The following is a 25,829-nucleotide window of genomic DNA, read 5'->3' on the forward strand; positions in this document are numbered from 1 at the left end:
ATAGTCAAAGGTTAAATGGGAGAAAGTGGCAAGACTTTTATTTCTTTGCGACCCAACCGATGGCATCGTGAGGTAGGTTTTCGGTATCAATCCAGATGATATATAAAAATTAAGTTGCAATGTTGTACTTATCAGGTCGGTTCGAACTTACAGAATTTGTAATGTAGTTACCTGCTTTCTAAACATTATCATTTTATAGTTAGAATTAAAACTAAGCTGAAAAACGATTTATAATCGTCTGAACTTTATTTTTATATAGGTCTGAGTGAAAAATATAACTCTCCAATGTATCTCGAGAAGATATACGCCCAATGTGTGAACTAATCAACTCCTCGTAAAATAGTAACTCTACAAAAAATTTCAAAGAATCTTTACCATTAAAAAAAGTTTTAAAGTACTCTATTAGAGTAGTAGGATAAGAAATTTTAATACATGAAATAAAATCCTGTATTTGTGGGTACAACTTAGGGTCAATATCTTCTAAAGATTGGTTTACATATGTGTGTAATCTATCTTTAAAATTAGAACCAGCTAAATTTGGATTTTTACCTTGAATACAACCTTTTATGTCCAATTTTTTTATAAAGTTTGCGAATTTTATTATTTCTTCTTCATTTAATTGGAAAGGTGTTTTTTTCTCTTTATGATATTTTCTGAAAATACGTAATTTCGAACATTCAATCAAAGGATTTAATATTTCTTGTTTATCACTATTTATAAAATGTAATATTTTATCTCTCTGGTCTTTAGGAACGTCATTTGTTATTAATGCAAATTTTAGAACTTTTTCTTCAAAAAAATAATTTTCAAGAGAATAGTAATCGTAATACATTATTTCATCATCTGTTCTCTCTGTTGAACATATAAAATCATAATCTCTATCTAAAAGTAATACGATTTCTTGATTGTCTTTATTTTTATCAAAATACTCCAAAGCAATATCTTTTCCCGAATGATTATTTTTATTTGTCATAATCGTTGTACGAATCGAGAAGTTTTTAGGTATTTTTTCTAAATCTAAATAGTTTTCAAGGACTGTCGCATCTGTAACTCCTTCAACAATTAAAATTTTCTTTGGCTTCGGGAGACCAAAATAATCTTCTGCAATATCATCAATTTCTATAATTTCAGGGATAGCACTACCGATTTTGATTGTATTAACACTCATTTGCTTCCTGCTTTCTAACAATCATAGAATCTACCTCTAACTTATTAAGTATGTACGGAGAGTGAGTTGCTGATAAAATTTTAATATTATTTTTCTTTAAAAGATTTTTTAGGAGCTTACGTTGCCATTTTACATGAAGTGATAATTCAGGTTCATCAATTATTATTAATGAGGGTGTATCTTTGGGGAGTTCAATTGCGGAGTATACTAGAAATGTTATTAATTGTTTTTCTCCTGTAGAAAAATCATTAAATTTTTCTACACCAGTTCCTACTTTTGAAAAATTGAATTCATTTAACTCTGTCCTGTTTAAATTCAATCTATTACCAGAAAAGTCTAATAAGTTTTCTTGAATATAGGCAAAACTTTCTAACTCTGAATTCATTTCTTGACTGAATTTTTTATATAATTCTTGTAAATTTTGAAAAACTTGCATCATCGGTAAAGATAGAATCAGATTCATAACTTCGTTCATTTCTTCTTTCGATTTAGGTTTATTCTCACCTATTTTTTTCATAAATAATAGTTTTTCTTCAAATTGTTTTGCTATATTAGTGAGTTGTTCATCAGATATTCTTAAATCCAAACTATCATTAATATTTTTCAATTGATCTAATATATTTGATCTTTTTGAAAAATTAGAAAATTGGATCTCAAGTTTTTCATTGTTTATACCTAAAATACTGTTCTTAGCAAAGTTTTTTAGTAGGTTATCTAAGCTTTGGGAAGATATTTCATTTATAGTTCTCGTATATTCTCGTAAAATATCTTCAATATCGGTATTAGATATACCAATTACTCTTCTATCTATGGTTCCGAACTTTTTTTTAGTTAGTGAACGATCTCTCGTAAAAAAACTTATCATAGAAGGTTCATATAGATTTGTAAAGTATGATTCAATATCTAAATCTATGCGCCTGTATGTTGGAAAATATAGTAACGACTTATTAATTTCTCTTATCTTAGTGTTAAATTTATTTTCGTGAATTGATTCCAACAATTCCAATATAGTTTGACTATCATCATTATAGAGCAAATTTTCATTATACTTCTCATTGTATAGTATTTCTTGATTCCTTTCTATACTTTCGACTGAAATAATACTATTTATACCTGAAGCATTTATCTTTATTTTTAATGAATCTTTTTTAGATCTATAAGTAATAGTCATTTTTTTAAAGTTATTATTATTCTCTCGCTCAATTTTAACTTCATTCATATATTTAAAATCCGATTGAAAGTTAATAAATGCTTTCTCAAAATTGATTTTATAAAGAGCATAATAATTTCCGACCAACACATTATAGATTATATTCAAAATCGTAGTTTTACCATTACCATTGTCTCCAGTAATTATTACAGATCGCTTTGAAAAATCAATATTAACATCCTCTTTATCAAATAGATTATTTATTGTAACGTTTTTTAACATTGTATCTCCATTCATCAAAACATGGCTCATCACCGTGTTTCTTTATTTCACCAACTTCTTCATCTCATCAATACGTGCGACTGTCGCGTCGTATTTGGCTTGGTAGTCGGCTTGTTTGTCGCGTTCTTTTTGGACGACTTCTGGTTTGGCATTGGCTACGAAGCGTTCGTTAGAGAGCTTCTTACCGACCATGTCCAGTTCTTTTTGCCATTTAGCTAGTTCCTTATCGAGACGAGCCAGTTCTTCTTCGACGTTGAGGAGGTCTGCCAGTGGCAAGTAGATTTCTGCTCCTGTGATAACGCTTGACATTGCGAGTTCAGGTGCAGGGATGGTTGATGCGATTTCCAAGTGTTCTGGATTTGTGAATCGTTTGATGTAGTTGACATTACTGTTAAAGAAGGCTTCCAAGTCGCTATCGCTTGTCTTAACAAGGATAGTGATTGGCTTGCTTGGTGCAACGTTTACTTCCGCACGCGCATTACGAACAGCACGAATCAAGTCTTTGAGGCTTTCCACACCAGTGTGAGCCACAAGGTCTTCAAAAGCTGGGTTGACAGTTGGGTATGCAGCTGTAACGATAGAACCTTCTGAGATTTGCCCAAAAATTTCCTCTGTCACGAATGGCATGATTGGGTGAAGGAGACGAAGGATCTTATCCAAAGTGTAAAGGAGAACTGAACGTGTGATGACTTTCTCTTCTTCGTTGTCGCTATAAAGGACTTCCTTGGTCAACTCAACGTACCAGTCCGCAAACTCGTCCCAGATGAAGTTGTAGAGGATGTGTCCAGCTACACCAAACTCAAACTTGTCAAAGTTAGCAGTTGCTTTGCCGATGGTTTCATTGAGGTTGTGGAGAATCCAGCGGTCTGTAACATTTCCAGCTTCTTTGTTGACAACTTTTTCCACATTGGCCGTTGCTTGGTCAAGGGTCAAGCCTTCATTGTTCATAAGGATGTAGCGAGAGATGTTCCAGATCTTGTTAATAAAGTTCCATGAGGCATCCATTTTCTCATAAGAGAAGCGCACGTCTTGACCTGGTGCAGAGCCGTTTGAAAGGAACCAACGAAGGGCATCGGCACCGTATTTCTCGATAACATCCATTGGGTCAATCCCATTACCGAGAGATTTAGACATCTTGCGTCCTTGCTCGTCACGAATGAGACCGTGGATAAGAACGTTTTGGAATGGTTGACGGCCAGTGAATTCCAAGGATTGGAAGATCATACGAGACACCCAGAAGAAGATGATATCGTAACCTGTTACCAAGGTTGACGTTGGGAAGTAACGTTTGAAATCCTCTGAGTCGACATCAGGCCAGCCCATGGTTGAGAATGGCCAGAGGGCAGAACTGAACCAAGTATCCAAGACGTCTTCGTCCTGAGTCCATCCGTCACCTTCTGGTGCTTCTTCACCGACGTACATTTCACCCTCAGCATTGTACCAAGCAGGGATTTGGTGACCCCACCAGAGCTGACGAGAGATTACCCAGTCATGGACATTTTCCATCCATTGAAGGAAGGTATCGTTGAAACGAGGTGGGTAGAATTCAACCTTGTCTTCTGTATCTTGGTTGGCAATGGCATTCTTAGCCAATTGGTCCATCTTGACGAACCATTGCGTAGACAAGCGAGGTTCAACCACAACACCTGTACGCTCTGAATGACCAACACTGTGAACACGTTTTTCGATTTTAACGAGGGCACCGATTTCTTCCAACTTAGCAACGACTGCCTTACGAGCTTCAAAACGGTCCATACCTGCAAATTCGAAGGCCAAATCATTCATAGTTCCGTCGTCATTCATGACATTGACTTGTGGCAAGTTATGACGTTGACCAACCAAGAAGTCGTTTGGATCGTGGGCAGGTGTGATTTTCACGACACCAGTACCAAACTCAGGATCTGCGTGCTCATCCCCAACGATTGGGATGAGTTTGTTAGCGATTGGAAGAATGACATTTTTACCAATCAAGTCCTTGTAGCGTGGGTCTTCTGGATTGACTGCAACGGCAACGTCCCCAAACATGGTCTCAGGACGAGTTGTCGCAACTTCAAGGGCGCGTGAGCCATCTTCCAGCATGTAGTTCATGTGGTAGAAGGCACCTTCGACGTCCTTATGGATAACCTCAATATCAGAAAGGGCTGTGCGAGCTGCTGGGTCCCAGTTGATGATAAATTCACCACGGTAGATCCAGCCTTTTTTGTAAAGGTCCACAAAGACCTTGCGAACGGCTTTTGACAAACCTTCGTCGAGGGTGAAACGCTCGCGAGAGTAGTCTACAGAGAGCCCCATCTTGCCCCATTGTTCCTTGATGGTAGTAGCATATTCGTCTTTCCATTCCCAGACTTTATCGAGGAATTTTTCACGACCCAAGTCGTAACGACTAATACCCTCACCGCGCAAGCGCTCCTCAACCTTAGCCTGAGTGGCAATCCCCGCGTGGTCCATCCCTGGAAGCCAAAGCGTATCAAAACCTTGCATGCGTTTTTGACGGATGATGATATCCTGTAAAGTCGTGTCCCAAGCGTGACCAAGGTGGAGTTTACCAGTTACGTTTGGTGGTGGAATGACGATAGAATAAGGCTTAGCCTTTTTATCGCCTGAAGGCTTGAAAACATCTTCGTCAAGCCATTTTTGGTAACGACCAGCCTCAACCTCAGCTGGATTGTATTTAGGTGAAAGTTCTTTAGACATGTGTTTGTCCTTTCTAGTTAATTTCTAAGCTACTTTGATAAGCATCTAAAATGTCAATAGTATCTCTTATAATAGGGCTCTGTGTGGCTTTGTAAAGAGATTTATTCCCAATAATATAAAACTCTTCTTTAGCTCTAGTCGCTGCAACGTTTAAAATATTGGGTTCAGAGACAGCCCAGCGAGCAGCCCCCTCACTCATATTATCTGCTCCAAGCACAAAATATACAATCTTATTTTCTTTTCCTTGGAAAGTATGTACCGTCCCTACATTTATAGGTTTTCCATTCTCCCGCTTTGTGAAACCGATTTTATCTAGTTCTTTTGCTAGTTGAACCGATACATTTTTAAAAGGAGTAATGACATAAATATCATCAAATTCCTCATGTCTTTTCTGCAACTCTTCTTTCAAATAATCAGCTTGCTCAGGAACAAATTTATCCTTAGCACCTCCACCAACGTCAAACCATTCTCCCAGACCTCGAGCATCTTCCTTTCCTTGAACCATTAAATTATCATAAGAAATTTTATTGGAAATACTGAACATCGGATCACTAGAACGACGATGAACCCAGAGAGGAAGTCCTATCCATGTCCCATCTTGTTTTTTAAAACCATATCTACTAGCAGAATCCATCAATTCTTGCGTTGATGACACAAGATATTTAGAGGCTATCTTGTGGTGCTGTGCTAAAAATCCTAAAATATTTTTATCCATAGTCTGTACTGGTTGTATTTGAGAAGGATCCCCAACAGCCATAATATGCTTACTTCTAAAAATAGCCCCCACACTTGCTTGAGGTAATGCCTGACCCGCTTCATCAATAAATACATTACCGATACTATTTTCAGGCAAACACCGAAACATGGAATTAAAGCTTGCAAAAGTTGTACTAATAACTGGAACAGTGAAATTGACCCAATTCCACGCAGCTTTATATAAATCACTAGCATTATCTCTCATTGAATAGTTTTGAGGCTTCTCCCAAATCCATAATGCTTTTTCAAAATGCTTTTTATTGTCATATATAAATTGCTTCCTAACTGCCAGTGCTTTAATAAACAAACGACTCTGCTCTTCTCGATAGTCATCATCAAACCAAAAATTTGATACTTGTAGTTCTTCATATGGAATAGAAAAATTCAACTTTTTAACAGGGTATGTAGCAAGTTCCGATTGTAATTTCAAAATTTTTTCCTGATGACGAATTAATTTATCTTCTTGTTTAGATTTCCATTCATTATACCTCTGTTGCCTTTGACTCAATTGATTTAATTCAAGTTCATGCATTTTTATCTCTTTTTGCAAACCGTGGCAATATTGACTTTCATCATGTACTTTCTTCAGTTCTGCTTTTAGACTTTCATTCGCTTGATTCAATCTCGTAAAATAAGTATCTAATTTCGATGGTGTGAAAAGTCTTTTTAACCATAAGAAACGTGGAGCTTGTAATTTTATCAACTCAACATCTTGTGCTGCTATCTGTTTGTTAACATTTAACATAGAAATAAGACGCTCATGCTCAAACAGCTCAGATTCTATTTCCTTTTTACTATTTTCTAATTGAATATGTTTATCCCGTATTTTAGATAGTTCTGAACGTCTTTGGGCATCATCCTGATGAAACTCTATCTCAACCTGCTGGTAAGCATTTTTCAATTTTACATGCAATCGAATCTTATCTGCTATATCTTGCATCTTTTCTCTTTTATCAAATAGCTTCTGATATTGAATTTTAAACTCTTCGTATACTGATGGATTCGATTGAAATTTATCCGAATTCAACTCTTGTCGTATTGCTTTTAAAACATTTTGCAGACGGTCTCTATTCTGTTTTTTTCCACCTTCTATCGAAAACAATCCCCAATATTTTTTGTCGTTAGAAACATCTTCATCTTCTAACAATAAATCATTACTGATTTCAGCAAAGTAATCAATTTTCTTTAATTCATCTAACCAATTTAATTTCTGATAAATTTCTTTTCTTTGGGGTAATTCATTAACAATATTTTTAACAGCACCATTATTAGAACTTGCAACTACGATTCCTTTTTCTGCAATTTCTTTTGGTAATTTTGCAATAAGATCTAGTTTGTCATGACAAACTAGATTCCCTTTAAGCTTAGGAGCCGATAATTCACTAATAATTCTCGCCTGTTCCGTTACCAGATCTGCAAAAATATCTTTTAAAAGTGTCGTTTTACCAGTCCCCGGAGGACCATTGACACTTCTCACATCTTCATCCGCATTCGAAGCTAAATTTACAGCTACTTGTTGCATCATGGAAAGAGCATATTCAGGGTTACTAGGAAATCTTCCTAATGGATAATTTTTCGGTTCAAGTATAGTTTCTAAATCTTTGGGATTAAAATAGGATGATTCTTTATTGCCGTCCAAATTAACCCTTACAGAATCGAATCCTGATAAATAACGATTGAGATTTTCATTATAAATTGATTTTGCATATTTCAAATCCTTTAGAAAAAATGAATGTAAATTTATTTCGTCAGCAAAATTCTTAACAAAATAATATCTGCAATCACTTGGTGAAATCTCATACTTTTTGAGAAGTTTACTAAAAACTTCATTGAACTCTCCATCAAGAAACGCCTGACCTAACTGTTCTCGAAGCTCATTTTCTGCTATTAAGAAATCTTTAGGCAATTCCCCATTTTTGAAAATTTGCCCACTCATGGTTAAAAAAAACTTATCAGCTAAGAACTTCAAATCTTTATCAAAGTATAGAGCAAAAGTAAATTTATAAGAAGCTCTTCCCAATTCTTCCTCCGTCGCCTTTAAATTGTATTTGCCTCTTAACACTTCAATAATTTTTCGAAAAGGGAAAATTCCACAATAAACAGCAATCCCTGAACTGGATTTTAATTTTTGACGTTTAAAAAAATCTTTTAATATTGATTGATAATCATCACCTTGAAAAATCTTATACTTAGAATCACTTTTTTCAATATTCCCTTCCGATAATTGTTCTACTGTAATCCAAGCATCTAATATTTGATTATGACTATTTCTCATCATGTCTCCCTTAAAGCATATAAAAACAAGAATATATCTTACTCATTAAAAACTCTCCTACTCACTCTTCAGCAAGCCGTATCTCAAATCATCACAGCGATTTCCTTGGGCATCTTTGCGGTCTCTTATGCGAGCTTCTAGGGTAAAGCCAAGTTTCTCTGCAACTCGTTGACTTTGGAGATTGTAGTCAAAACAAGTCAGTTCAATCTTGTGAAGATCAAGTTCTTTAAAAGCTAGGTCAATCAAGGCACGTGCCGCCTCTGGAACATAACCTAGACCCCAATAGTCTGGGTGCAAGGTATAGCCAATCTCCAAGACATCATCCTCGTGACGACGAGGGAAATCAATAGAGCCGATGACCTTATCAGTTCCTTTAACGACAATTCCATAGCCCGCTGGGAGATTGTTCTTTTCATTACGCTCGGGCAGAATATGCTCCAGATAATAAATCTCATCTTCCAAGGTCTTGACGGGCGGAAAGCCTGCTGGATAGGAGACTTCTGGCTGACTGGCATAGTCAAAGATATCCTCAGCGTCAGCAACGGTGCGGACTCGCAAGACCAGTCGCTCGGTCTCTATTCGTTCAGGTAATGTTGCTCTTGTCATCCTTCTTCCTCGATTTCTTGATGAAACTCCCCATAGGATCGACTCGGTCGTCCAGATAACGATAAACGCGCTGGTGGCCGTCTCCCATAAAGTAAGTTGGAGTAAAACGGTCATTTTTTAAATGCCCCTTGTCATCTAGCAAATCAGAATCAGCAAGTCGCTCGAGAATCTTGGCAAAGATATGACAGATTCCATCTTCCTCGATAATCCTATCTACCTGACAGTCCAATACGACTGGACAGGCCTTTAAAATCGGTGCCTGAGTCTGTTCAGAAATCTCATAGTCTAGTCCCAAGTGTCCCAACTTTTCTCGATGGCTAATAAAGCCGGCCTGTTCCATCGCAAGCATAGAAGTTTCATCAGGGATATTCACAGTGAACTTCCGATATGATTTGCTTGGCTGCATTTTCCTCAGATCCAACACCAATGGCTAGCCAATCTCCTAGGCTATAAGAGGAGCTACAGGTCGTAATATTGTGACCAAAGTTCTGGTCCTGATAGCCTAAAATAAAGATAGGAAAACCATAGTAGAGCTTACTGGTTTTAAAGGATTGCTTCATGAAAACCTCCTTTGACTAAGACGTAAAAAGCCCTGCCATATCCATGACAGGGACGAATGTGCTTATCCGCGGTACCACCCAATTTCGGGCAAAGCCCGCAACTCTCGTCTTTATAATAAAAAGACAATATTATTTCATTTTTTATCCATCAGCAACCCGTTTTGACACATTTGTGGACTTCTCAGCACCGCCACTTTCTGTAAAATGTGAGACTCAAAACACCTCTAATGGCTCTATTGTAGCAAGTTTTTCTCGGAAATGCAAGGGGCAAGAAAGATTACTTGAAGCTAATTCCGTGCTCTTTTAATTTCTTGATGGTAGCTGGGCCGATTCCTTTCAAGGCAAGGAGTTCTTTTTCAGTCCAATTTTTAAAGTCAGCAGCTGATTTGATGCCTTCATCATAGAAAGTCTTAGCACGATCTACTGAGAGGCCACCCAAAGTAGCTGCGAAATCTTCTACTGAATTGGCTACTTTTTGAGCTTGTTCCTTAGTCGCTTCTACTGCTTGTTCCACTTTTTTAGAGACAACTTTTCCTGCTTCGCTGGCAGATTTTTCTGCGTGTTTCACAACTTTCTTGGTCTCTTCGACAACTTTGGTCACCGTACTTGAAAAGGCACCTGAGCGACGAAGGCTATTTCGCAATTGTTTTTTACGTTGGAGTTTCTTTGACATGATAAAATCCTTTCAATAAAAAATCCCTGCTCTGACAAGGATTTAATAAAGATATTCTATCAAGATTTTGGGAAAAAATCAAGAAAGTATCTGTATTTTAATAGTTTCTCTCGCCAAACAATCCTTCTGGCAAATCATGGAATCCCTTGCCTGCCTTGAAATTTTCGAACTTACCAAGCAAGAACTGGTAGGCATCCAAGCGACTTTCGTAGCGAATCATGGCATCTTTGGCACGTTCGTCTTGGTCTTCTTCGTAGACCTTTTGACTTTCCTTGTGCGCCATGTCGTTGATCATGATCTGGGTATTGACCCAAGCTTCAAATTCCTTCATAAATTCCTGTTCGTAACTCATTGATTCTCCTTATTCTAATCCACGGAAGAAGTCCGTATCAATCTCTCGGTAGGGCTGGATATCCTGAACATACTCCAACACGCCTTGGAATTCCCCGTTTTCATCGTGTACCGCAGCATAGGTAATGTGGACAAACTTGCCTCGCGAATCTGACTTGAACCACATTTCATACTTGTCCTTGACCCCTTCACGAAGACCTTGCATAACGGCCTTCACCTTTTCTAGATATTTGGGCGGATGGCAGAGTTCTACATTGCGCCCGACTTGGGACGGCGTCCGTTTGAAAATCATCTCATCAGCTGGCGTATTGTCATTGTAATACTGAAAAATATCGTCTTTATTGACAAAAGTGATCTCCATAGGGAGGTGATTGAGGATGAGATTGGCCTGCTCGACGGAGAGATAACCATTGCCAAAAGCCTGTTGACTATGACGGTCCAGCACTGCTTCCTTTTCCTTAGGGGTAAAGGTAATGGTGAACTGGCCTTCTGGTGTATCGATAACTTGCTGAACTTGACCTTCAGCCGTGTCCAGCTGCACGGGCTCCTCTGCACTCTTTTCCTCAACGAAACTCTGTCGTTCTGGCACCCATTTTTCAGACGGACGGATGATGGCATAGCCGTAGGCATCGCTCTCCTCCGCAATCTGAATCCAGTCATCCTGGGTGAACGACTCAAGAAGAATCATGAGAAGGATGGACTCTTCCTTGAAAATCATACTTTCAAACTCTGTCGCAAAAGCTTCAAAGGCCTCCTTTACAGTGGAAATCGCCACTTCTGGTAGTGCCTTAGCCGTCGCTAGAGCTGTCTGAAAGAGTTCTCTAATCTGGTCATCCACCCCCCACATGACTTTAGGAGGTGAATCGTGACCATAGCGCTCCATGATGGGAAAAAAGAGCTCTTCCTTGCGCTGATAATGGATGTTAAATTGCCCCAACAGCCCCATTTGACGGACCAAGCCCTTGCGCATCTCTGCCAGCATTTCCTCATCTTCCATAGACTCATAGGTATCCAACAGTCTCCGAATACGAATCAAGGCAGCACGGAGTGCCAGATTTTCATCCTTGAAGACGCGAACTGGGTGGCCAGGGTGTTCAGTATCCTCTACTTCGACGCCCTTAACAGCATTTTTAAAAAGATTAGCATGGACATCGCAGAGTTCCATGACATCTTCAAAGGTGACACCTGAGTCTGAGTTCATCAGCTCGTGCTCCATGAGGGAAATCTCAATGGCTGAAACACCCGTAAAAGTCGCATCAAAACGCTCCTGAACTGACTCGGGAGAGGCGCCGTTGTGCAATTCTAACAAAATATCCCGTAGGATATGAATCCGTTCATCTGCCATTAGTCTAATCCAATCACTTCGTAACCATTCGCTTCCAGTGTGCGGACAATCTTGTCCATAGGAGTTCCTTCAAGTTTAGAACCCTGCTTAAGCGATACTTTGCGACCGACTGTGTTGCGCATCAAGGGATTAGCAAGTGGTTTAAAACCAAGCTCCACTAGGATTTCCAAGACTTCCGGGTGCTTGTCTACCACTTCTGCAACGGGTATTGACATATCGATGATATTGTCCATGACGACCTCCATTGTATGTTCTAATACTCAATGAAAATCAAAGAGCAAACTAGGAAGCTGGCCGCAGGTTGTACTTAAGTACGGCAAGGTGAAGCTGACGTGGTTTGAAGAGATTTTCGAAGAGTATAAAATGATTTTACTGCTTATATTATACCATATGGGAAGAGATTAAAAAACTAGCAGCGTAGTTCCTGCTAGTTTCTTTCATTTCAAGTTATTCCTTATCATCTGGTTTTGCGAGCCACTGGGCTACATCCATCAGCTTGTCAGCAAGCAGTACTTTCCCGAAACCTACTAGAGCATTGTCATCTTTTTTCATGTTCTTCAGGACTTTGACGCTTTGCATCACGAAAAAGTAATTCCCGTAAGTCTTGGCTAGAATCTTAATGAACCCCATATTACTCACCTTCTATGATTTCGACCTCTTTTCGGATTGTATCAACGTCTCTTTGATATTGTACTTCATTGTAGTTGACTAGCTTGGACAATTCCTGTTGCAATCTTTCTCCCATCGGCTTCATGGTCGCAAAGGTTAAGCCACCAGAAATGACTCCACCTAGGATAGGAATCACTTTCCCCATCCCTTTGGCTAGGCCTCCTTTTGTCAGATTGACACCAAAAATTTTCAAAACTTTTTCTAAAATTGGATACCAAAGAGTTTTTGTCAAGGCTTTCTTGTTCACTACTTTTATGACTTGCTTGGCTACTGTCACACCACCTGATCGAAGCAGGGCACCTGCGCCATTTACTCCCAGCATCACACCGAGATACAGTAGAAGTGTGTTTTTAGCTTCCTCGCTTAACTCATTGCGCGATGCCCAAAGATCATCAAATCCGTAAATATACCCTAGTTCCTGAGCTAGTTTTAATGAGAATGCATAAAACTGGGCTACGTCTGTCGGAATAGTAATCGCCATGACAATCCCTCCAGGTAGACCAGCCAAAACCGAAGTTCCACTGGCTAGCAAGACATTGTCCTTAATACAGGCCTTTGCCACTCGGTCCAAGCTTTCCTGAGGCAACAAAGAAGTCGGCCCTTGTTCTAATAAGGTTGCAATATCCTTACGGTCTAATTCCTTTGAAAACTTTTCTACTAAAAACTTTTCTCGATCGACCTTGACTACGGGTAGTTTCACCACTTGTTGTAGTACTTGCATAGCTATATCTTGTTTAGCCATATATCTCTCCGTTTTTCATTTATATCAAGCTTTATCATATCATACTATTTGAAATTTACAAATTTTTTAAACTGCGTTTTACAAGGGCAATATATCGATGATTAGCAAACAAACTACTCCGACAAGAAAAAAGAGGGGAATCCCCTCTTTCTTATACTCAATGAAAATCAAAGAGCAAACTAGGAAGCTGGCCGCAGGTTGTACTTGAGTACGGAAAGGCGACGCTGACATGGTTTGAATTTGATTTTCGAAGAGTATTAGTTCTTATCCAGATTGCGTAGCATTGCGTCAATCTTGTTTCCATATTCGATGGACTCATCTTTGACGAAGGTTAAATCTGGTAAATTCCGCTTCTTCTAATCAATAACAATACTTGATTTTTATCATTATAAATCCATAATTTCTTTTTTCTTTATATCAAATTCTTCCTGAGACAATATACCTGCATCTAAAAGTGATTTAAGTTTGGTTAGGGCTTCAATTTGTTCATCTAGAGAAAGAGTTGGTTTGGTCACCTTTTCATCTAGACCTTGTACCATATTCATGCCAAAAATCATTCCTGCACCATCTCCTAAACCATGTTGTTCTATTCCTGATGCAATCTTTTGTTGTGCTGCAATATTAGATGATTTCTGCGAAATTTCCTCATATGCTTTTAAATTCATCTTATTTGATGAAAATTGTTTAACGAGTTCCTTGGATTCAGGCGAAAATTCAATATTTGCAACAGCAACTTTAACAATCTCAAAACCAAAGCGTTCCTTCCAAGTACCAGCATATTGTTTATTACTTAATACTTGTTCTGCAAGAACTCCAGTTTGTGAAGGCAATTGTGAAATACGATAGCTTGTTGATAAAGCATTTAAAGCCATTGTAAAGGATTGAAGAAATTCTGTTACTATTTGAGCTCTAGCCTGAGCACTATCAAAGGAATAATAGGTTACATTTGCTGGTAGAAAATTTTTAACAAACTGGGTAGCATCCGTAATTCTAATAGAAAAAGTTCCAAAAGCACGCACTTCTAAATCCGCACCATAAAACAAATCATTATACATAACTGGTCCACGAGTACCAAACCTAATGTCACGAATTTCTCTCAAGTTAACAAAACAAATCTGTTTTTGTTGATCACTTTGTCCACCGAATCCAACACGATTCACGACATTATCAAACAAAGATTTTTTAAAACCATCTCCATTAAAAATACTACTCTCACCATTTTGATATTCATAACCACCCGGTTCTGTGATGATATCTTCTATCCCAGACTGACTAAAAATAAAAGCAGCTGTGTTTTCAGGGACAAAGATTTTTGAGCCATTTGAAATGATACCTAAGGACCCTTTGTTATTGACTCCTCTACCATTATTACTTTCTTGAAGAATACCTGGGCAAACAGCCGTGTGTTCGTCAAAGGCTTGAACTGTGATAATTTCTTTCCACTGGTCTGCAAAAGTTCCATTAATGGAATCCGTTACTGCTTTAATTATACCCATCTTTCATCTCCTACAAACTCTGTTCCATGTCACAAAAGCTACATTTCACTATTTGTTTTGTCGTTCCCGATAAAGGAGCACCACAAAAAGTACACTTGGTAGATAATTTTTCTGGTTCTGTGTCTTTAAAACCTAAGCCTGTTTTGAAAGCATCAAATGTATCTTTAATTGTTTCTGCTAAAACATCTGTTCCAAACAAACTGCTATCACCCAATGTTTCAAAATCATTCGTATCACCAGAAATCAATTTAATAATATTAGTTGCCCACTTATCAGTATCTTTAGTATTAGAGAATGAGAAAATAGCTTGACCGCTATTATAGTAAATTTCTAAGCGTTTAGAACCATTATTTTTAGTTACAGAAACTTGTGGTTTACCTTCAAATATTTTTATTTGATTAATAGGTATGATGATTTGTTCTTTTTTTCCCCAAAATATACCCTTTTTTATGTGTATTAAATGTAAGTTTGTTAAAATTAGATCATCCGTATACAGACCATTTTTCCCAAAACTAACATCATCACTATTCATAATCATATATTCATGAGGTAATAATTGATAGTCCATCTTTAGCCCCACTCTTCCTACTATAGACTAGCTTTCCACTGTTCTACTTGTTGATGTAGATTATCACGATAATCTTTTAGAAATTGAATAATTTCCTCTTTTCCTTGAATTGGTGCTTTCTTCAATGGTCCATATTGTTTTTTCTGCTCTTCCATTTCTTTTTTAGTACTATCTTTTAATTCTTGGATAGAAGCACTGTCTTCTAAAGCAGTTCCCTTAAAGGCTTCATCTGCTTCGGTATAGTAATTATCAACAATTTTCTCATACATAGTCAAATAATCTTCATAGGTTTTTATAGACTCAATTGTCGTATCGCTAACATCTTGTGGGTTAAAATCGCTTGAACTGAGTTTTTCTTTTGCTTTAGCAAACAACCCTTTCTTTTCAGAACTACTAGATGAAGCTTCTGTTTGATTCTCACTAGAAGAGCTACTTGTTTTTTCAGAAAGAGAACTACAAGCAACTAGAGTAGAAACGGAAAGACATAGTAAAGCTAAACGACAAACTTTTTTTACATTATTCATTAATAGAATCTCCTTTTATTTATAAAATTATCATATCATATTTCCTAAAAAAAAAAAGCATTTTCTAATCAGTAAACATTTTATAAATACAGAATTCCATTTTTAAAAGAATATTTTTCCATCTCAAATTCCACCTATTTTCTCCACCAAAAAAGAGGGTTCTCCCCTCTTCTTTAGTTTTTATCCAGATTGCGTAACATCTCGTCAATCTTGTTTCCATATTCAATGGACTCGTCTTTGACAAAGGTTAAATCTGGGATTTTGTACAATTTCAAATTGCGACCAAGTTCACGTTTGATAGTACCAGTTGCTTTTTCAAGCCCGATTTGAGCTTTTTGGTTATCCGAAGCAAGGTTACTCAAAATGGTGTAGTAAACCTTAGCAACAGACAAGTCACCTAGCATCTGAACATCTGTGATGGTCACACCTTGGACACGGGGATCACGGACTTTCTTTTGCAAAATCTCATTGACTTCGCGCTTAATTTCCATGCCCACACGATCCGTACGGAAATGATTTGCCATGACATTCCTTTCTCTACTTTGAACCAAAAGCTAGGCCAGCAGACCTAGCTATTTCTGTTAGATAGAGGAACTAGAGCCATTTGAATCTAGGAAACAAGCCTTAGATAGAACTAAGGGTTCATCAAGGCACTGTTGACGACGAGTCAAATTGGCTATCGTTTCTCTATTATCGTTTGATTTCTTCCATGACGTATGCCTCAATCACATCATCCATCTTGATATCATTGTAGCCCTCAATCATCAATCCACCTTCACGACCGTTCGTAACTTCTTTCACGTCGTCTTTGTAGTGTTTCAAGCTTGCGAGTTCACCGTCATAGATAACAACACCGTCACGGATTACACGGACTTTAGAATCACGGGTAACCTTACCGTTGATAACCATAAATCCACCGATAGTTCCCACTTTAGACACCTTGAAGGTTTCACGGATAAGAGCTTCACCGATGATTTTTTCTTCAAATTCAGGATCCAACATCCCTTTCATAGCTTCTTCCATCTCTTCGATAACCTTGTAGATAATGCTGTGGAGACGGATTTCGACATCGTCAGCATCTGCTTGTTGACGAGCTTGTGGTGTAGGACGTACGTTGAAACCGATGATAAAGGCATTTGAAGCTTCCGCAAGAGTAACGTCAGATTCGTTGATAGCACCGACTGCTGAGTGAACGATGGTAACTTTTACACCTTCTACATCGATCTTTTGAAGTGAGGCAGAAAGGGCTTCAACTGAACCTTGTACGTCGGCCTTGATGATAACGTTGACTGACTTGAGTTCACCTGCTTTAAGCGTATCAAAGAGGTTTTCAAGGCTGACACGTTGGGTAGCTTGACGTTGTTTCATAAGAGCACGTTTGGCACGTTCTTCACCGGCTGCACGCGCAGATTTTTCATCTTCGTAAACGGCAAAATGGTCACCCGCCATTGGTGCTTCGTTCAAACCTGTGATAGAAACGGGCGTTGATGGACCTGCAACCTTAACACGACGACCAAGATCATTGGTCATGGCACGGACACGACCAAAGGTATTTCCGACAACGATAGGATCTTGCACATTCAGAGTACCTTGTTGCACAAGAAGGGTTGCGACCGCACCTTTTCCTTTATCCAAACGAGCTTCGATAACCGTACCGATAGCACGCACTGTTGGATCTGCCTTGAGTTCTTGGATTTCAGCCACAAGAAGGACTGTTTCCAAGAGTTCATCGATATTTTGGTTGAACTTAGCTGAAATTTCGACAAACTCAGAATCTCCACCCCAAGCTGTTGACATGACACCATGCTCTGCCAATTCACCGATAACGCGTTCTGGGTTGGCACCTGGTTTATCAATTTTGTTGATGGCTACGATGATTGGAACGTTGGCTGCTTTTGAGTGGTTGATGGCTTCGATAGTCTGAGGCATAACCCCGTCATCTGCCGCTACGACCAAGATAGTAATATCGGTAACAGAAGCACCACGCGCACGCATCGATGTAAAAGCCGCGTGTCCAGGTGTATCAAGGAAGGTAATCTTCTTGCCATTTTCAACGATTTGGTAGGCACCGATATGCTGAGTGATACCACCTGCTTCTCCTGTTGCAACACGAGAGTTACGAAGGGTATCTAGAAGGGTTGTTTTACCATGGTCAACGTGTCCCATGATGGTTACAACTGGTGGACGCTCAACCAATTCATCTTCGTTAAGATAGCCATCTTCGACAAAGAAACGTTCGATGTCGGCATTATCCACTTCAACCTTTTGTTTGGCTTCGATACCGTAATCCACCATGAGGAGTTCAATTGTTTCTCCATCCAAGGATTGGTTTTGTGTGGCCATGACACCCATCATAAAGAGTTTCTTAACGATTTCTGCTGGTTCACGTTTGATACGTTTTGCGATTTCCGCAACAGTCATACCATCTGTATACTCAAATTCTGTTGGCAATTCATGGAACTTACGCTCTGTAACAGGTTTTGGAGTCTGGTTACGGCTGTTTTGCTTGTTCCCTTTTTTATTTTTCTTATTGTTATTCCAGTTACTATTTCTTTGATTTCTCACTTGATTCTGACTACTTCGATTCTTTTGTTGTTTTCTAGGACCATCTTCTTCGTGATCATAATCGTCACGTTCTTTGTCTGGTCGAGCTTGTTTTTTACGACGTGTATCCACTGGCGCTTCTTTCGCTACAGGAGCTACTGTTACAGCTGGCTGCGTTTGTTCAGCTAGCTTAGCAGCTTCTTCAAAGATTTCCTCTGGCTCCTTGCGTTTGTTAGCTTGAGCCAAGGCTTCTTTGGCAGCTTGCGATTGTTTGAAGCGCTCCTCGCTTGAGCGTGCGTACTCTGCATTTTGCTCTGCTTTTAGGGCTGCTGCACGGGCTTTAAAGTCAACACGTGGTCCAGCTTGTTTTGGCTGGAAGTCTTGTTGCTGACGGCGATCATTGCCACGATTCCCTTGACCTTGTGGTTTTTTCCCTTGGTCGTTAAATCGGCGATTGTCGCGGTTTCCTTGACCAGGTTTTCCACCATTACGGCCGTCATTTTTCTGACGGTTGCCGTTTTGTTGTTGGTCACGGTTGTTGCCCTTGTTTTGTTTGCGTCGCTCTGCCTGCTCTTTGGCACGCGCCTCACGCTCCGCCTTGAAGTTTCGACTCTGTGGTCTTGCGGCCACTACTTTTTCTTCTTTAGGAGCTGCAGGTGTAGCTGATTTGCTTTCTTCCTTAGCGGCTACTGGTTTAGCTGATACAGACTTTTCTGCTTTCTTTTCTACACTTGCTTTTGGTGCTGCAGGTTTTGCTTCTGCCTTAGGAGCAGGGGCAGGTTTAAAGCTAGCCGCGATTTGTTCAGCAGCAGCAGCTTCCACGCTCGATGAGTGGCTTTTCACATCCAAGCCCAACTCTTTTGCACGCGCTACAACTTCTTTACTTTCTTTTCCAAGTTCTTTTGCGATTTCGTACAATCTTTTCTTAGACAAATCATGTCCTCCTCTTCTATTCCATAAGAGACCTCATTTTCTTTGTAAATCCAGCATCTGTCACAGCCAAAACCTTTCTCGATTTTCCGACTGCTATGCTTAATTCCAGTGTTGAAAACACGGTTATAACTTCTACTTGATAATAGTCACTTTTATCTTGAATCTTCTTGGTTAGATTAGGACCAGCATCATGGGCTAGAAAGACTAGCTTGGCTTTCTGGTCTTGGATGGACTTGACCACCAATTCCTCACCCGATATGATTCGACCTGCTCGTTGAGCAAGTCCCAAGAGATTGCTTATCTTTTGCTTATTCAAGTCCTAACTCTCTTCTTTTCACTTTGTGATCCACATAAGCGATCAACTCGTCATAAAAGCTTTCTTCCACTTCCATGTTAAAGCTGCGGTTAAAGACTTTCTTCTTTTTTGCCTCTAGGGCTTCTGTATTGTCTAGCTTGATATAAGCGCCACGGCCATTGGCCTTGCCTGTCGGATCGATAAAGACTTGCCCTTCTTTGTTCTTGACAATGCGGAGCAAATCACGCTTATCAATCACTTCGTTGGATACAACAGACTTGCGCAAAGGGATTTTTCTTGTTTTCATCTTTCCCTCCTCTAGCAGCTTTTATTCTTCGATCAATTCGTCCGCAGCTGCGTAATCCACTTGACCTGCTTCTTCCATAGCTTCAAACTCACTGGCAGACTTGATATCGATACGGTAACCTGTCAAATGAGCTGCCAAGCGAACGTTTTGTCCGCGACGACCGATGGCAAGAGAAAGCTTGTTATCAGGCACAACGACCAAGGCACGTTTGCTGTCGTTTTCATCAAAGATAACTTGGTCAACCTCTGCCGGTGCGATGGCATTGTAGATAAACTCAGCTGGATCTGCTACCCACTCGATAACGTCGATGTTTTCTTCAACAGGAATCATGCGATCGCTCTTAGCATCGTAACGAGCTGGGTGGAATTTGCTAGTGATTTTCTTAATGTTAGCTCCACCACGTCCAACGATTGTACCAATAGCATCCACATTTGGATTGTGGCTACGAACAGCAACTTTTGTACGATCACCTGCTTCACGAGCCACGCTCATGATTTCGACAGTTCCATCGTAGACTTCTGGAATTTCTTGCTCCATCAAGCGTTTAATCATTTCTGGATGGCTACGGCTAACAAATACGTTGACACCACGAGGGTTATCTTCAACCTTGTAGACATATACTTCGATACGGTCGTGGGACGCAAAGACTTCTCCAGGGATTTGGTCTTGTTTTGACAATTGGGCTTCGATGCTACCAAGGTTGACATAGATAAAGCGGTTGTCAAAGCGTTCTACCGTACCAGACATGATTTCTTGTTCATGTTCCTTGTAAGTATTGTAAGTGATGGCACGTGTTTGCTTGCGCATTTTTTCCATGATGGTTTGTTTAGCAGATTGGGCTGCTACACGACCAAACTCAGCAGGTGCTTCTTCAAACTTGATTTTGTCACCAAGTTCATAGGCTGAATTAATGGCAAGAGCATCTTTCAAGCTGATTTCCAAACGGCTATCAAATACTTCATCAACAACTTCACGAACAGTATAGACAGTAAAGTCACCTGTCTTTTCATTGAAGTCGATAGCTACGCTGTCAGATTGACCATAGCGTCTGCGATAAGCGGAACGAAGCGACTCTACTACTGCGTCGATGATGTCTTCTTTCTTGATTCCCTTGTCTTCTTCCAAAATGCGGAAGGCCTCTAGCATTTCTTTACTCATGTTCTTTTTACTTTTGAATCCTCAAAAGCTATCCTTTCTTTTCTATAGTTTTACTGCTAAACGTGCTTTTGATACTAAACTGTATGGAATTTGGACGGTTTTCTTACGTGTCTTGTCCATATATTCCATGGTCAACTCATCCTCTTCAAAGGATACCAAAGTTCCTTCAAAGACTTTTTGTTTATCGATGGCTTGGTAGAGCCCGACATGGATGTATTTCCCAACTGCTCCAGCGACAGCATCCTTGGTTTTCAAAGGACGTTCCAAGCCTGGACTGGTGATTTCTAGGAAATATTGTTCTGGGAAGGGATCTGGCTTGATAGTGTCTAGGACAGGACTGATGATTTCTGTCAGGTCTGCCGTGTCGTTCAAGGTAATTCCTTCGGGTTTATCTACAAAAATACTGAGAATCATGTCACTGCCAATCTTTCCATACTCGATATCCACGAGCTCGAAAGGCGCTTGGATGACAGGTTCTACAACTTCTCTGACTAATTCTACGATTGTTGCGATTGCGTCCACCTCCTCATAAGCAAGAGGCGAAGATATTTCCCCGCCTCTCTTTCTCATATTCTTACTATCAGTATAGCACGTTTGTCAATTTATGTAAAGCATTAGCACTCAACCAGCTGGTTTTCAAGCTATTTCTTAAAATTCTGCTTCAACTCGGTAGATCACTTGACCCTTGTTGGAGAATTTTTGCTCATATTCTGTCATGACATTGCCTTCAAAATCACTGGCATGCAAGTCCAACCAAACACCATTGAGTCTCATCCCATACTGAGAAAAGCTCACTAGACTGTACTCAAACAAGCCACGGTTATCTGTCTTAAAATGGATTTCCCCATTCTCAGGCAAGATGCGATTGAAGGTATCCAAGAAACTCTTGTAAGTCAAACGACGTTTTTCATGGCGTTTTTTAGGCCAGGGATCTGAAAAGTTTAGGTAGAGACGATCAATCTCACCGTCTTCAAAGTAGTCGGTCAGATCTGAACCATCTACCCACAGCAACTTGATGTTGGGCACTCCAACTTCAAGCACCTTGTCCAAGGCATAACTCAATACCGACTTTTGGATATCAATCCCGATGTAGTTGATGTCAGGATTTTGCTTGGCCATTCCTGATACGAAGGCCCCTTTCCCACTTCCAACCTCTACATGAATAGGATGATCATTTCCAAACAAGTCTCGCCATTTCCCTTTAGCTTCCAAGGGATTAAGGACCACATACTGGGGATTAGCCTCTAGTAATTCTGTCGCCCCTTTACGATTTCTAACTCTCATCTCTTCTTTCCATACTTATCACGGAAGACGCGCAAGGCATAAATCTCCCGGTTTACATTGTCTAAATCTTGATTTTCACAGTATTTGGCAATCTGGTTCAAATAAGAATACTGACCATACCAATACAATTTATCTAACACTGTCTGATTGTACTTATAGCCGTAGTCTCTCAACCATTGGCGCCACTGATGATCCGGAATGTAGTGGCATAGCAAATGCGCCACATCAAACATACGATCCGTCAGACGAACCGAATCCCAATCCACTAGATAAACGAGTCCACTCTCTGTCTCAATCCAATTACTATGACGAAGATCCCCATGCACAATCGTTGCATGGTCTTCCCTAAAACCTGGAACCGTCTTACCTAGCTCAGCAATCACACTGTTCAAATAGTGATTCTGCTTCAAGATTTCTGGAACCCCTTGTTGCCAAGAACGTAGCAAATCAACTGGTGTTTCCATGGTATATCCCAAACGGCTCAACTGCTTCATCAAGGGACGCGAGCGGTGAAGGCGGTTCAAGATATTGATGATCTGCTTGCGATTCATATCGTAAGGGGTCAAGATTTTGCCCGTCAGCCATTCCTGAGCGCACATATCACGGCCATCTGGCAAACGACGAGTCCAAAGTAATTGAGGAGCGATTTGTTCTCTGGCTAGGCCAGGTAGGATTGGAGAGGTGTTCATTTTTACAAAGACGCGCTTCCCATCAGGGTAGCTTCCCATATAAGCTTTGCCACTCTTCCCAGGGATAGGGGTCAGCGTTAGCTCATTATCACCCAAGTCCATTTCTTTCCTCCGTATAAAGTTTCCTTACTATTCTACTAGTTTTTGGTCTATTCGTCAACCAATCTTTTTAGTTGGTAAGGCAAATAAAACAATTGTAGGAAGAGACCAGCCCCTATAAGAGCCAACAAGGCTATTTTTTCTTGAAAAACCACTGCTCCGAACAGCAATTCTAACAAAAGAACTGCACTTCCCACACCGACTACAATCTGTTTCAATCCCTTTTCCTTCTCCCCTTTTTCTAGTGGAAAGAGCTGAGTCAAGTACTGGTAGTCAAAGGCATGATAGAGGGCCAGTAACTGAAAGAGCAAGAGGTAGTTAAATAGAACCACCACTGCTGTCGCAATCCAAGATTGCTCGATAAAGAGCAAAGCTAACAAGGATAGGAGCAAAAGACGCAAACTGAGGGCAAAGAGGTCTCCATTTCGCAAGTAAGAACGAAGATAGAGATTTTGCCAAATCTTGCTCGGCACCTTCTGAACTGCTTTAAGGATGAAATCCAGATAAGCGCGACGTTTGACACTATTTGAAACGCCCTTAACCTGAGTAAAGAGAGCAAAGAAACGAAGCAAAGCTTGCTTGCGCTTGCTTTCTTGGGCGATCACATAGTCCCAGTCAATTCCGTTCTCAGTAAAAAATTTACTGGCTTTTTGACGAAAGAGGAGATATTTCCCAGCTCCCAATAAAAGCACATAGATGAGAAAAACTGGCAAGCCATAACCCATGGCTAAAAATAAGGGCGCAAATAAAAGCAAGAAAAGGGTTTGGACCAAGAGCCAAAAGACCAGTGAGCGCACTGTCTGCCCTTTGAGGTGGGACTTAACCTCCTCTTCACTGACTAAGAGAAAGAGCTTGTCAGGCCCTTCCATGTAGGTTGCGATTCCTCCCCAAGCTAAAAGCAAGGCAGATACAATCCCTAAAAACAAGAGGATAGGCCAATGATTTTCAGGAAAATGTTGCAGGAGTTGGCTGTACTGGTAAGCTAGAAAACCGATAAGAACTAGCAGGAACAAGACAAAGTGATCATTGAGAACATAACGCAGATAACCGACACACTCCTTACGAAAAGCCTGCTTTCGCTTTAAAAACAAGTCTTTCATAGTTCCTCCTCTTTGGTCAGAGCCAAGTAAATATCATTCAAACTCGCTTCAGGCATGTCAAAGGCTTCGCGGAGTTGCTGGAGGTTCCCCTGAGCTCGCACCTCCCCCTTGTGGAGGATGACAAAGGCATCACACATCTTCTCCGCTGAATCCAGCACGTGGGTACTCATGAGAATGGACTTGCCTTTTTGCTTTTCTACTTCCAAAAGCTGAATCAAGTCGGCAATCGCCAGCGGATCGAGCCCAAGAAAAGGCTCATCAACGATGAAAAGACTCGGATCTACCACAAAAGCACAGATAATCATGACCTTCTGCTTCATCCCTTTGGAAAAATGCACTGGGAACCAGTCCAATTTTTGGTCCAGACGGAACATTTTTAACAAAGATTCTACTCGCTCAAAAGCCACTTTTTGCTCAATACCATAGGCCATGGCAACCGTCTCGATATGCTCTCTGAGGGTCAGTTCTTCATACAAGCTAGGGGTCTCAGGGATATAGCCAATCTGCTTGCGATAGTTGGTTGCATCTTCTCGCAGGGTCAAACCATTAACCTTGATTTCCCCACTGTAAGGTGTCAAGAGACCAATAATCTCATTGATTGTCGTTGATTTCCCAGCACCATTGAGACCAATCAAACCGACCAACTGCCCACTTTCAACTGTAAAGGACACATCTTTCAAGACAGGAACGTGAACATAGCCTCCTGTCAGGTTTTTAATTTCTAACATATTTTCTCCGAATCTGGTATAATGTAGCTATATTATATCAAAATTCAATACAGTAGAGGTGGATTTTATGTCAGATTGCATTTTTTGTAAGATCATCGCAGGGGAGATTCCTGCTTCAAAAGTATACGAGGATGAGCAGGTTCTTGCCTTTCTTGATATCTCTCAAGTAACGCCTGGACACACCCTCATTGTGCCCAAAGAGCACTATCGCAATCTTTTGGAGATGGATGCCCCAAGTGCCAGCCAACTCTTTGCCCAAGTGCCACTGGTAGCTCAAAAAGTTATGAAAGCTACCAAAGCTGCTGGTATGAACATCATCGCCAACTGTGAGGAAGTTGCTGGTCAAACAGTCTTTCATACTCACGTGCATCTCGTACCTCGCTACGGTGCAGAAGATGACCTCAAGATTGACTTTATCGCCCACGAACCTGACTTTGACAAACTTGCCCAAGTCGCTGAAACCATTAAAAACGCTTAAGGAGATGCCATGAAACTATCCAATCTATTGCTATTTGCAGGAGCTGCAGCCGGAAGTTATTTTGTTGTGAAAAATCGCCAAGCCATTCAGGATGAAGTGCTAGATACAACTGACCGCGTCCAAGCTATCAAGGATGATTTGGATATCATCCAAAACAGCCTACAAATCATCGACCAACAAAAAGCCCTTATCAAGGAATACCAAAAAGATTTGACCTACAAGTTCAAAGTCTTGGAAAAAGATTTCCAAACCAGACTAGCTGTGATAAAAGAAACACAGAAGCTTGATGATAAGTAAAAAAGAGCCCGACGGCTCTTTTTAGTTTATAAATTTTTTAAGACTTTCCTTAAGTAAT

General features: G+C 40.0%; 26 protein-coding genes and 2 pseudogenes. 2 read left to right on the top strand and 26 right to left on the bottom strand.

From position 1 onward, the window contains the following. Positions 1–211: 211 nt before the first annotated feature. The 26 genes and pseudogenes from HMPREF2885_RS04160 to HMPREF2885_RS04290 form a co-directional block, all read right to left on the bottom strand. Entirely contained in the window at positions 212–1,168 is a 957-nt protein-coding gene (locus HMPREF2885_RS04160) for a hypothetical protein (protein WP_070657185.1), read from the bottom strand. Continuing rightward, positions 1,158–2,600, bottom strand: a complete 1,443-nt coding sequence (locus tag HMPREF2885_RS04165; protein ID WP_070657187.1) for an AAA family ATPase — start codon at positions 2,598–2,600, stop codon at positions 1,158–1,160. Before HMPREF2885_RS04165 ends, HMPREF2885_RS04160 begins: the two co-directional genes overlap by 11 nt. A gap of 42 nt (positions 2,601–2,642) precedes the next feature. After that, entirely contained in the window at positions 2,643–5,294 is a 2,652-nt protein-coding gene (locus tag HMPREF2885_RS04170; RefSeq protein WP_070657190.1) for a valine--tRNA ligase, read from the bottom strand. A 13-nt stretch (positions 5,295–5,307) separates the two neighbouring features. Further along, positions 5,308–8,325 carry a DEAD/DEAH box helicase gene (locus HMPREF2885_RS04175; protein WP_070657193.1) on the bottom strand — a complete coding sequence of 1,006 codons (3,018 nt, stop codon included), beginning with the start codon at positions 8,323–8,325 and terminating at the stop codon, positions 5,308–5,310. A 57-nt stretch (positions 8,326–8,382) separates the two neighbouring features. Continuing rightward, the gene (locus tag HMPREF2885_RS04180) at positions 8,383–8,931 is read right to left on the bottom strand and encodes a GNAT family N-acetyltransferase (protein ID WP_070657196.1); all 549 of its coding nucleotides are present in this window, start codon (positions 8,929–8,931) and stop codon (positions 8,383–8,385) included. Next, positions 8,909–9,491 (bottom strand): annotated as a pseudogene (locus HMPREF2885_RS04185) (flavin reductase family protein). The gene HMPREF2885_RS04180 and the pseudogene HMPREF2885_RS04185 overlap by 23 nt, the downstream one beginning before the upstream one ends. A gap of 277 nt (positions 9,492–9,768) precedes the next feature. After that, on the bottom strand, positions 9,769–10,164 hold the full coding sequence (locus HMPREF2885_RS04195) for a helix-hairpin-helix domain-containing protein (RefSeq protein WP_000038699.1): 396 nt from the start codon (positions 10,162–10,164) through the stop codon (positions 9,769–9,771). Positions 10,165–10,261: 97 nt separating this feature from the next. Further along, positions 10,262–10,516: a DUF1912 family protein gene (locus tag HMPREF2885_RS04200; RefSeq protein ID WP_000119707.1), complete on the bottom strand. Its 255-nt coding sequence runs from the start codon at positions 10,514–10,516 to the stop codon at positions 10,262–10,264. 9 nt (positions 10,517–10,525) lie between these two features. Beyond that, the gene (locus tag HMPREF2885_RS04205; protein WP_000752872.1) at positions 10,526–11,860 is read right to left on the bottom strand and encodes a DUF438 domain-containing protein; all 1,335 of its coding nucleotides are present in this window, start codon (positions 11,858–11,860) and stop codon (positions 10,526–10,528) included. Next, a complete protein-coding gene (locus HMPREF2885_RS04210; protein ID WP_061587516.1) occupies positions 11,860–12,093 on the bottom strand; it encodes a DUF1858 domain-containing protein in 234 nt (77 codons plus the stop codon). Before HMPREF2885_RS04210 ends, HMPREF2885_RS04205 begins: the two co-directional genes overlap by 1 nt. A gap of 214 nt (positions 12,094–12,307) precedes the next feature. Further along, positions 12,308–12,490, bottom strand: a complete 183-nt coding sequence (locus HMPREF2885_RS04220; protein ID WP_000505781.1) for a hypothetical protein — start codon at positions 12,488–12,490, stop codon at positions 12,308–12,310. A 1-nt stretch (position 12,491) separates the two neighbouring features. Then, positions 12,492–13,271: a hypothetical protein gene (locus HMPREF2885_RS04225; RefSeq protein ID WP_070657204.1), complete on the bottom strand. Its 780-nt coding sequence runs from the start codon at positions 13,269–13,271 to the stop codon at positions 12,492–12,494. A 257-nt stretch (positions 13,272–13,528) separates the two neighbouring features. After that, positions 13,529–13,627: pseudogene (locus tag HMPREF2885_RS10065) on the bottom strand (ribosome-binding factor A); the annotation flags it as partial. 30 nt (positions 13,628–13,657) lie between these two features. Then, a complete protein-coding gene (locus HMPREF2885_RS04230) occupies positions 13,658–14,767 on the bottom strand; it encodes an SPFH domain-containing protein (RefSeq protein ID WP_070657206.1) in 1,110 nt (369 codons plus the stop codon). Between the two features lie 10 nt (positions 14,768–14,777). Further along, a complete protein-coding gene (locus tag HMPREF2885_RS09860; protein WP_083307422.1) occupies positions 14,778–15,335 on the bottom strand; it encodes a C1 domain-containing protein in 558 nt (185 codons plus the stop codon). A gap of 20 nt (positions 15,336–15,355) precedes the next feature. After that, the gene (locus tag HMPREF2885_RS04240; protein WP_070657209.1) at positions 15,356–15,859 is read right to left on the bottom strand and encodes a hypothetical protein; all 504 of its coding nucleotides are present in this window, start codon (positions 15,857–15,859) and stop codon (positions 15,356–15,358) included. Positions 15,860–16,032: 173 nt separating this feature from the next. Next, on the bottom strand, positions 16,033–16,383 hold the full coding sequence (gene rbfA, locus HMPREF2885_RS04245) for a 30S ribosome-binding factor RbfA (protein ID WP_001273601.1): 351 nt from the start codon (positions 16,381–16,383) through the stop codon (positions 16,033–16,035). A gap of 166 nt (positions 16,384–16,549) precedes the next feature. After that, a complete protein-coding gene (gene infB, locus HMPREF2885_RS04250; RefSeq protein ID WP_070657212.1) occupies positions 16,550–19,336 on the bottom strand; it encodes a translation initiation factor IF-2 in 2,787 nt (928 codons plus the stop codon). Between the two features lie 16 nt (positions 19,337–19,352). Continuing rightward, complete coding sequence (locus HMPREF2885_RS04255; RefSeq protein WP_001041403.1) at positions 19,353–19,652, bottom strand: YlxQ-related RNA-binding protein; 300 nt, start codon at positions 19,650–19,652, stop codon at positions 19,353–19,355. Beyond that, on the bottom strand, positions 19,645–19,938 hold the full coding sequence (gene rnpM / locus HMPREF2885_RS04260; protein WP_000857568.1) for an RNase P modulator RnpM: 294 nt from the start codon (positions 19,936–19,938) through the stop codon (positions 19,645–19,647). The genes HMPREF2885_RS04255 and rnpM overlap by 8 nt, the downstream gene beginning before the upstream one ends. Before the next feature lie 21 nt (positions 19,939–19,959). Further along, positions 19,960–21,096, bottom strand: coding sequence for a transcription termination factor NusA (gene nusA / locus HMPREF2885_RS04265; RefSeq protein ID WP_000032277.1), 1,137 nt, complete (start codon positions 21,094–21,096; stop codon positions 19,960–19,962). Between the two features lie 42 nt (positions 21,097–21,138). Further along, a complete protein-coding gene (gene rimP / locus HMPREF2885_RS04270; protein ID WP_000338695.1) occupies positions 21,139–21,618 on the bottom strand; it encodes a ribosome maturation factor RimP in 480 nt (159 codons plus the stop codon). Between the two features lie 126 nt (positions 21,619–21,744). Beyond that, positions 21,745–22,380, bottom strand: a complete 636-nt coding sequence (gene trmB / locus HMPREF2885_RS04275) for a tRNA (guanosine(46)-N7)-methyltransferase TrmB (protein ID WP_070657213.1) — start codon at positions 22,378–22,380, stop codon at positions 21,745–21,747. Continuing rightward, positions 22,377–23,171 (bottom strand): cell cycle regulator CcrZ, encoded by a 795-nt coding sequence (gene ccrZ, locus HMPREF2885_RS04280; RefSeq protein ID WP_000363019.1) that lies wholly within the window; start codon positions 23,169–23,171, stop codon positions 22,377–22,379. The genes trmB and ccrZ overlap by 4 nt, the downstream gene beginning before the upstream one ends. A gap of 47 nt (positions 23,172–23,218) precedes the next feature. Next, positions 23,219–24,268, bottom strand: a complete 1,050-nt coding sequence (locus HMPREF2885_RS04285) for an ABC transporter permease (RefSeq protein WP_070657216.1) — start codon at positions 24,266–24,268, stop codon at positions 23,219–23,221. Further along, on the bottom strand, positions 24,265–24,996 hold the full coding sequence (locus HMPREF2885_RS04290) for an ABC transporter ATP-binding protein (RefSeq protein ID WP_070657219.1): 732 nt from the start codon (positions 24,994–24,996) through the stop codon (positions 24,265–24,267). Before HMPREF2885_RS04290 ends, HMPREF2885_RS04285 begins: the two co-directional genes overlap by 4 nt. A gap of 67 nt (positions 24,997–25,063) precedes the next feature. On the opposite strand from HMPREF2885_RS04290, the gene HMPREF2885_RS04295 reads away from it, so the two are divergent. Continuing rightward, complete coding sequence (locus HMPREF2885_RS04295; protein ID WP_049485019.1) at positions 25,064–25,474, top strand: HIT family protein; 411 nt, start codon at positions 25,064–25,066, stop codon at positions 25,472–25,474. Between the two features lie 9 nt (positions 25,475–25,483). Next, entirely contained in the window at positions 25,484–25,771 is a 288-nt protein-coding gene (locus HMPREF2885_RS04300) for a hypothetical protein (protein ID WP_070657221.1), read from the top strand. The last annotated feature ends 58 nt before the right edge of the window (positions 25,772–25,829 follow it).

The organism is Streptococcus sp. HMSC062H02 (assembly GCF_001813005.1).
Taxonomy (GTDB): Bacteria; Bacillota; Bacilli; order Lactobacillales; family Streptococcaceae; genus Streptococcus; species Streptococcus oralis_S.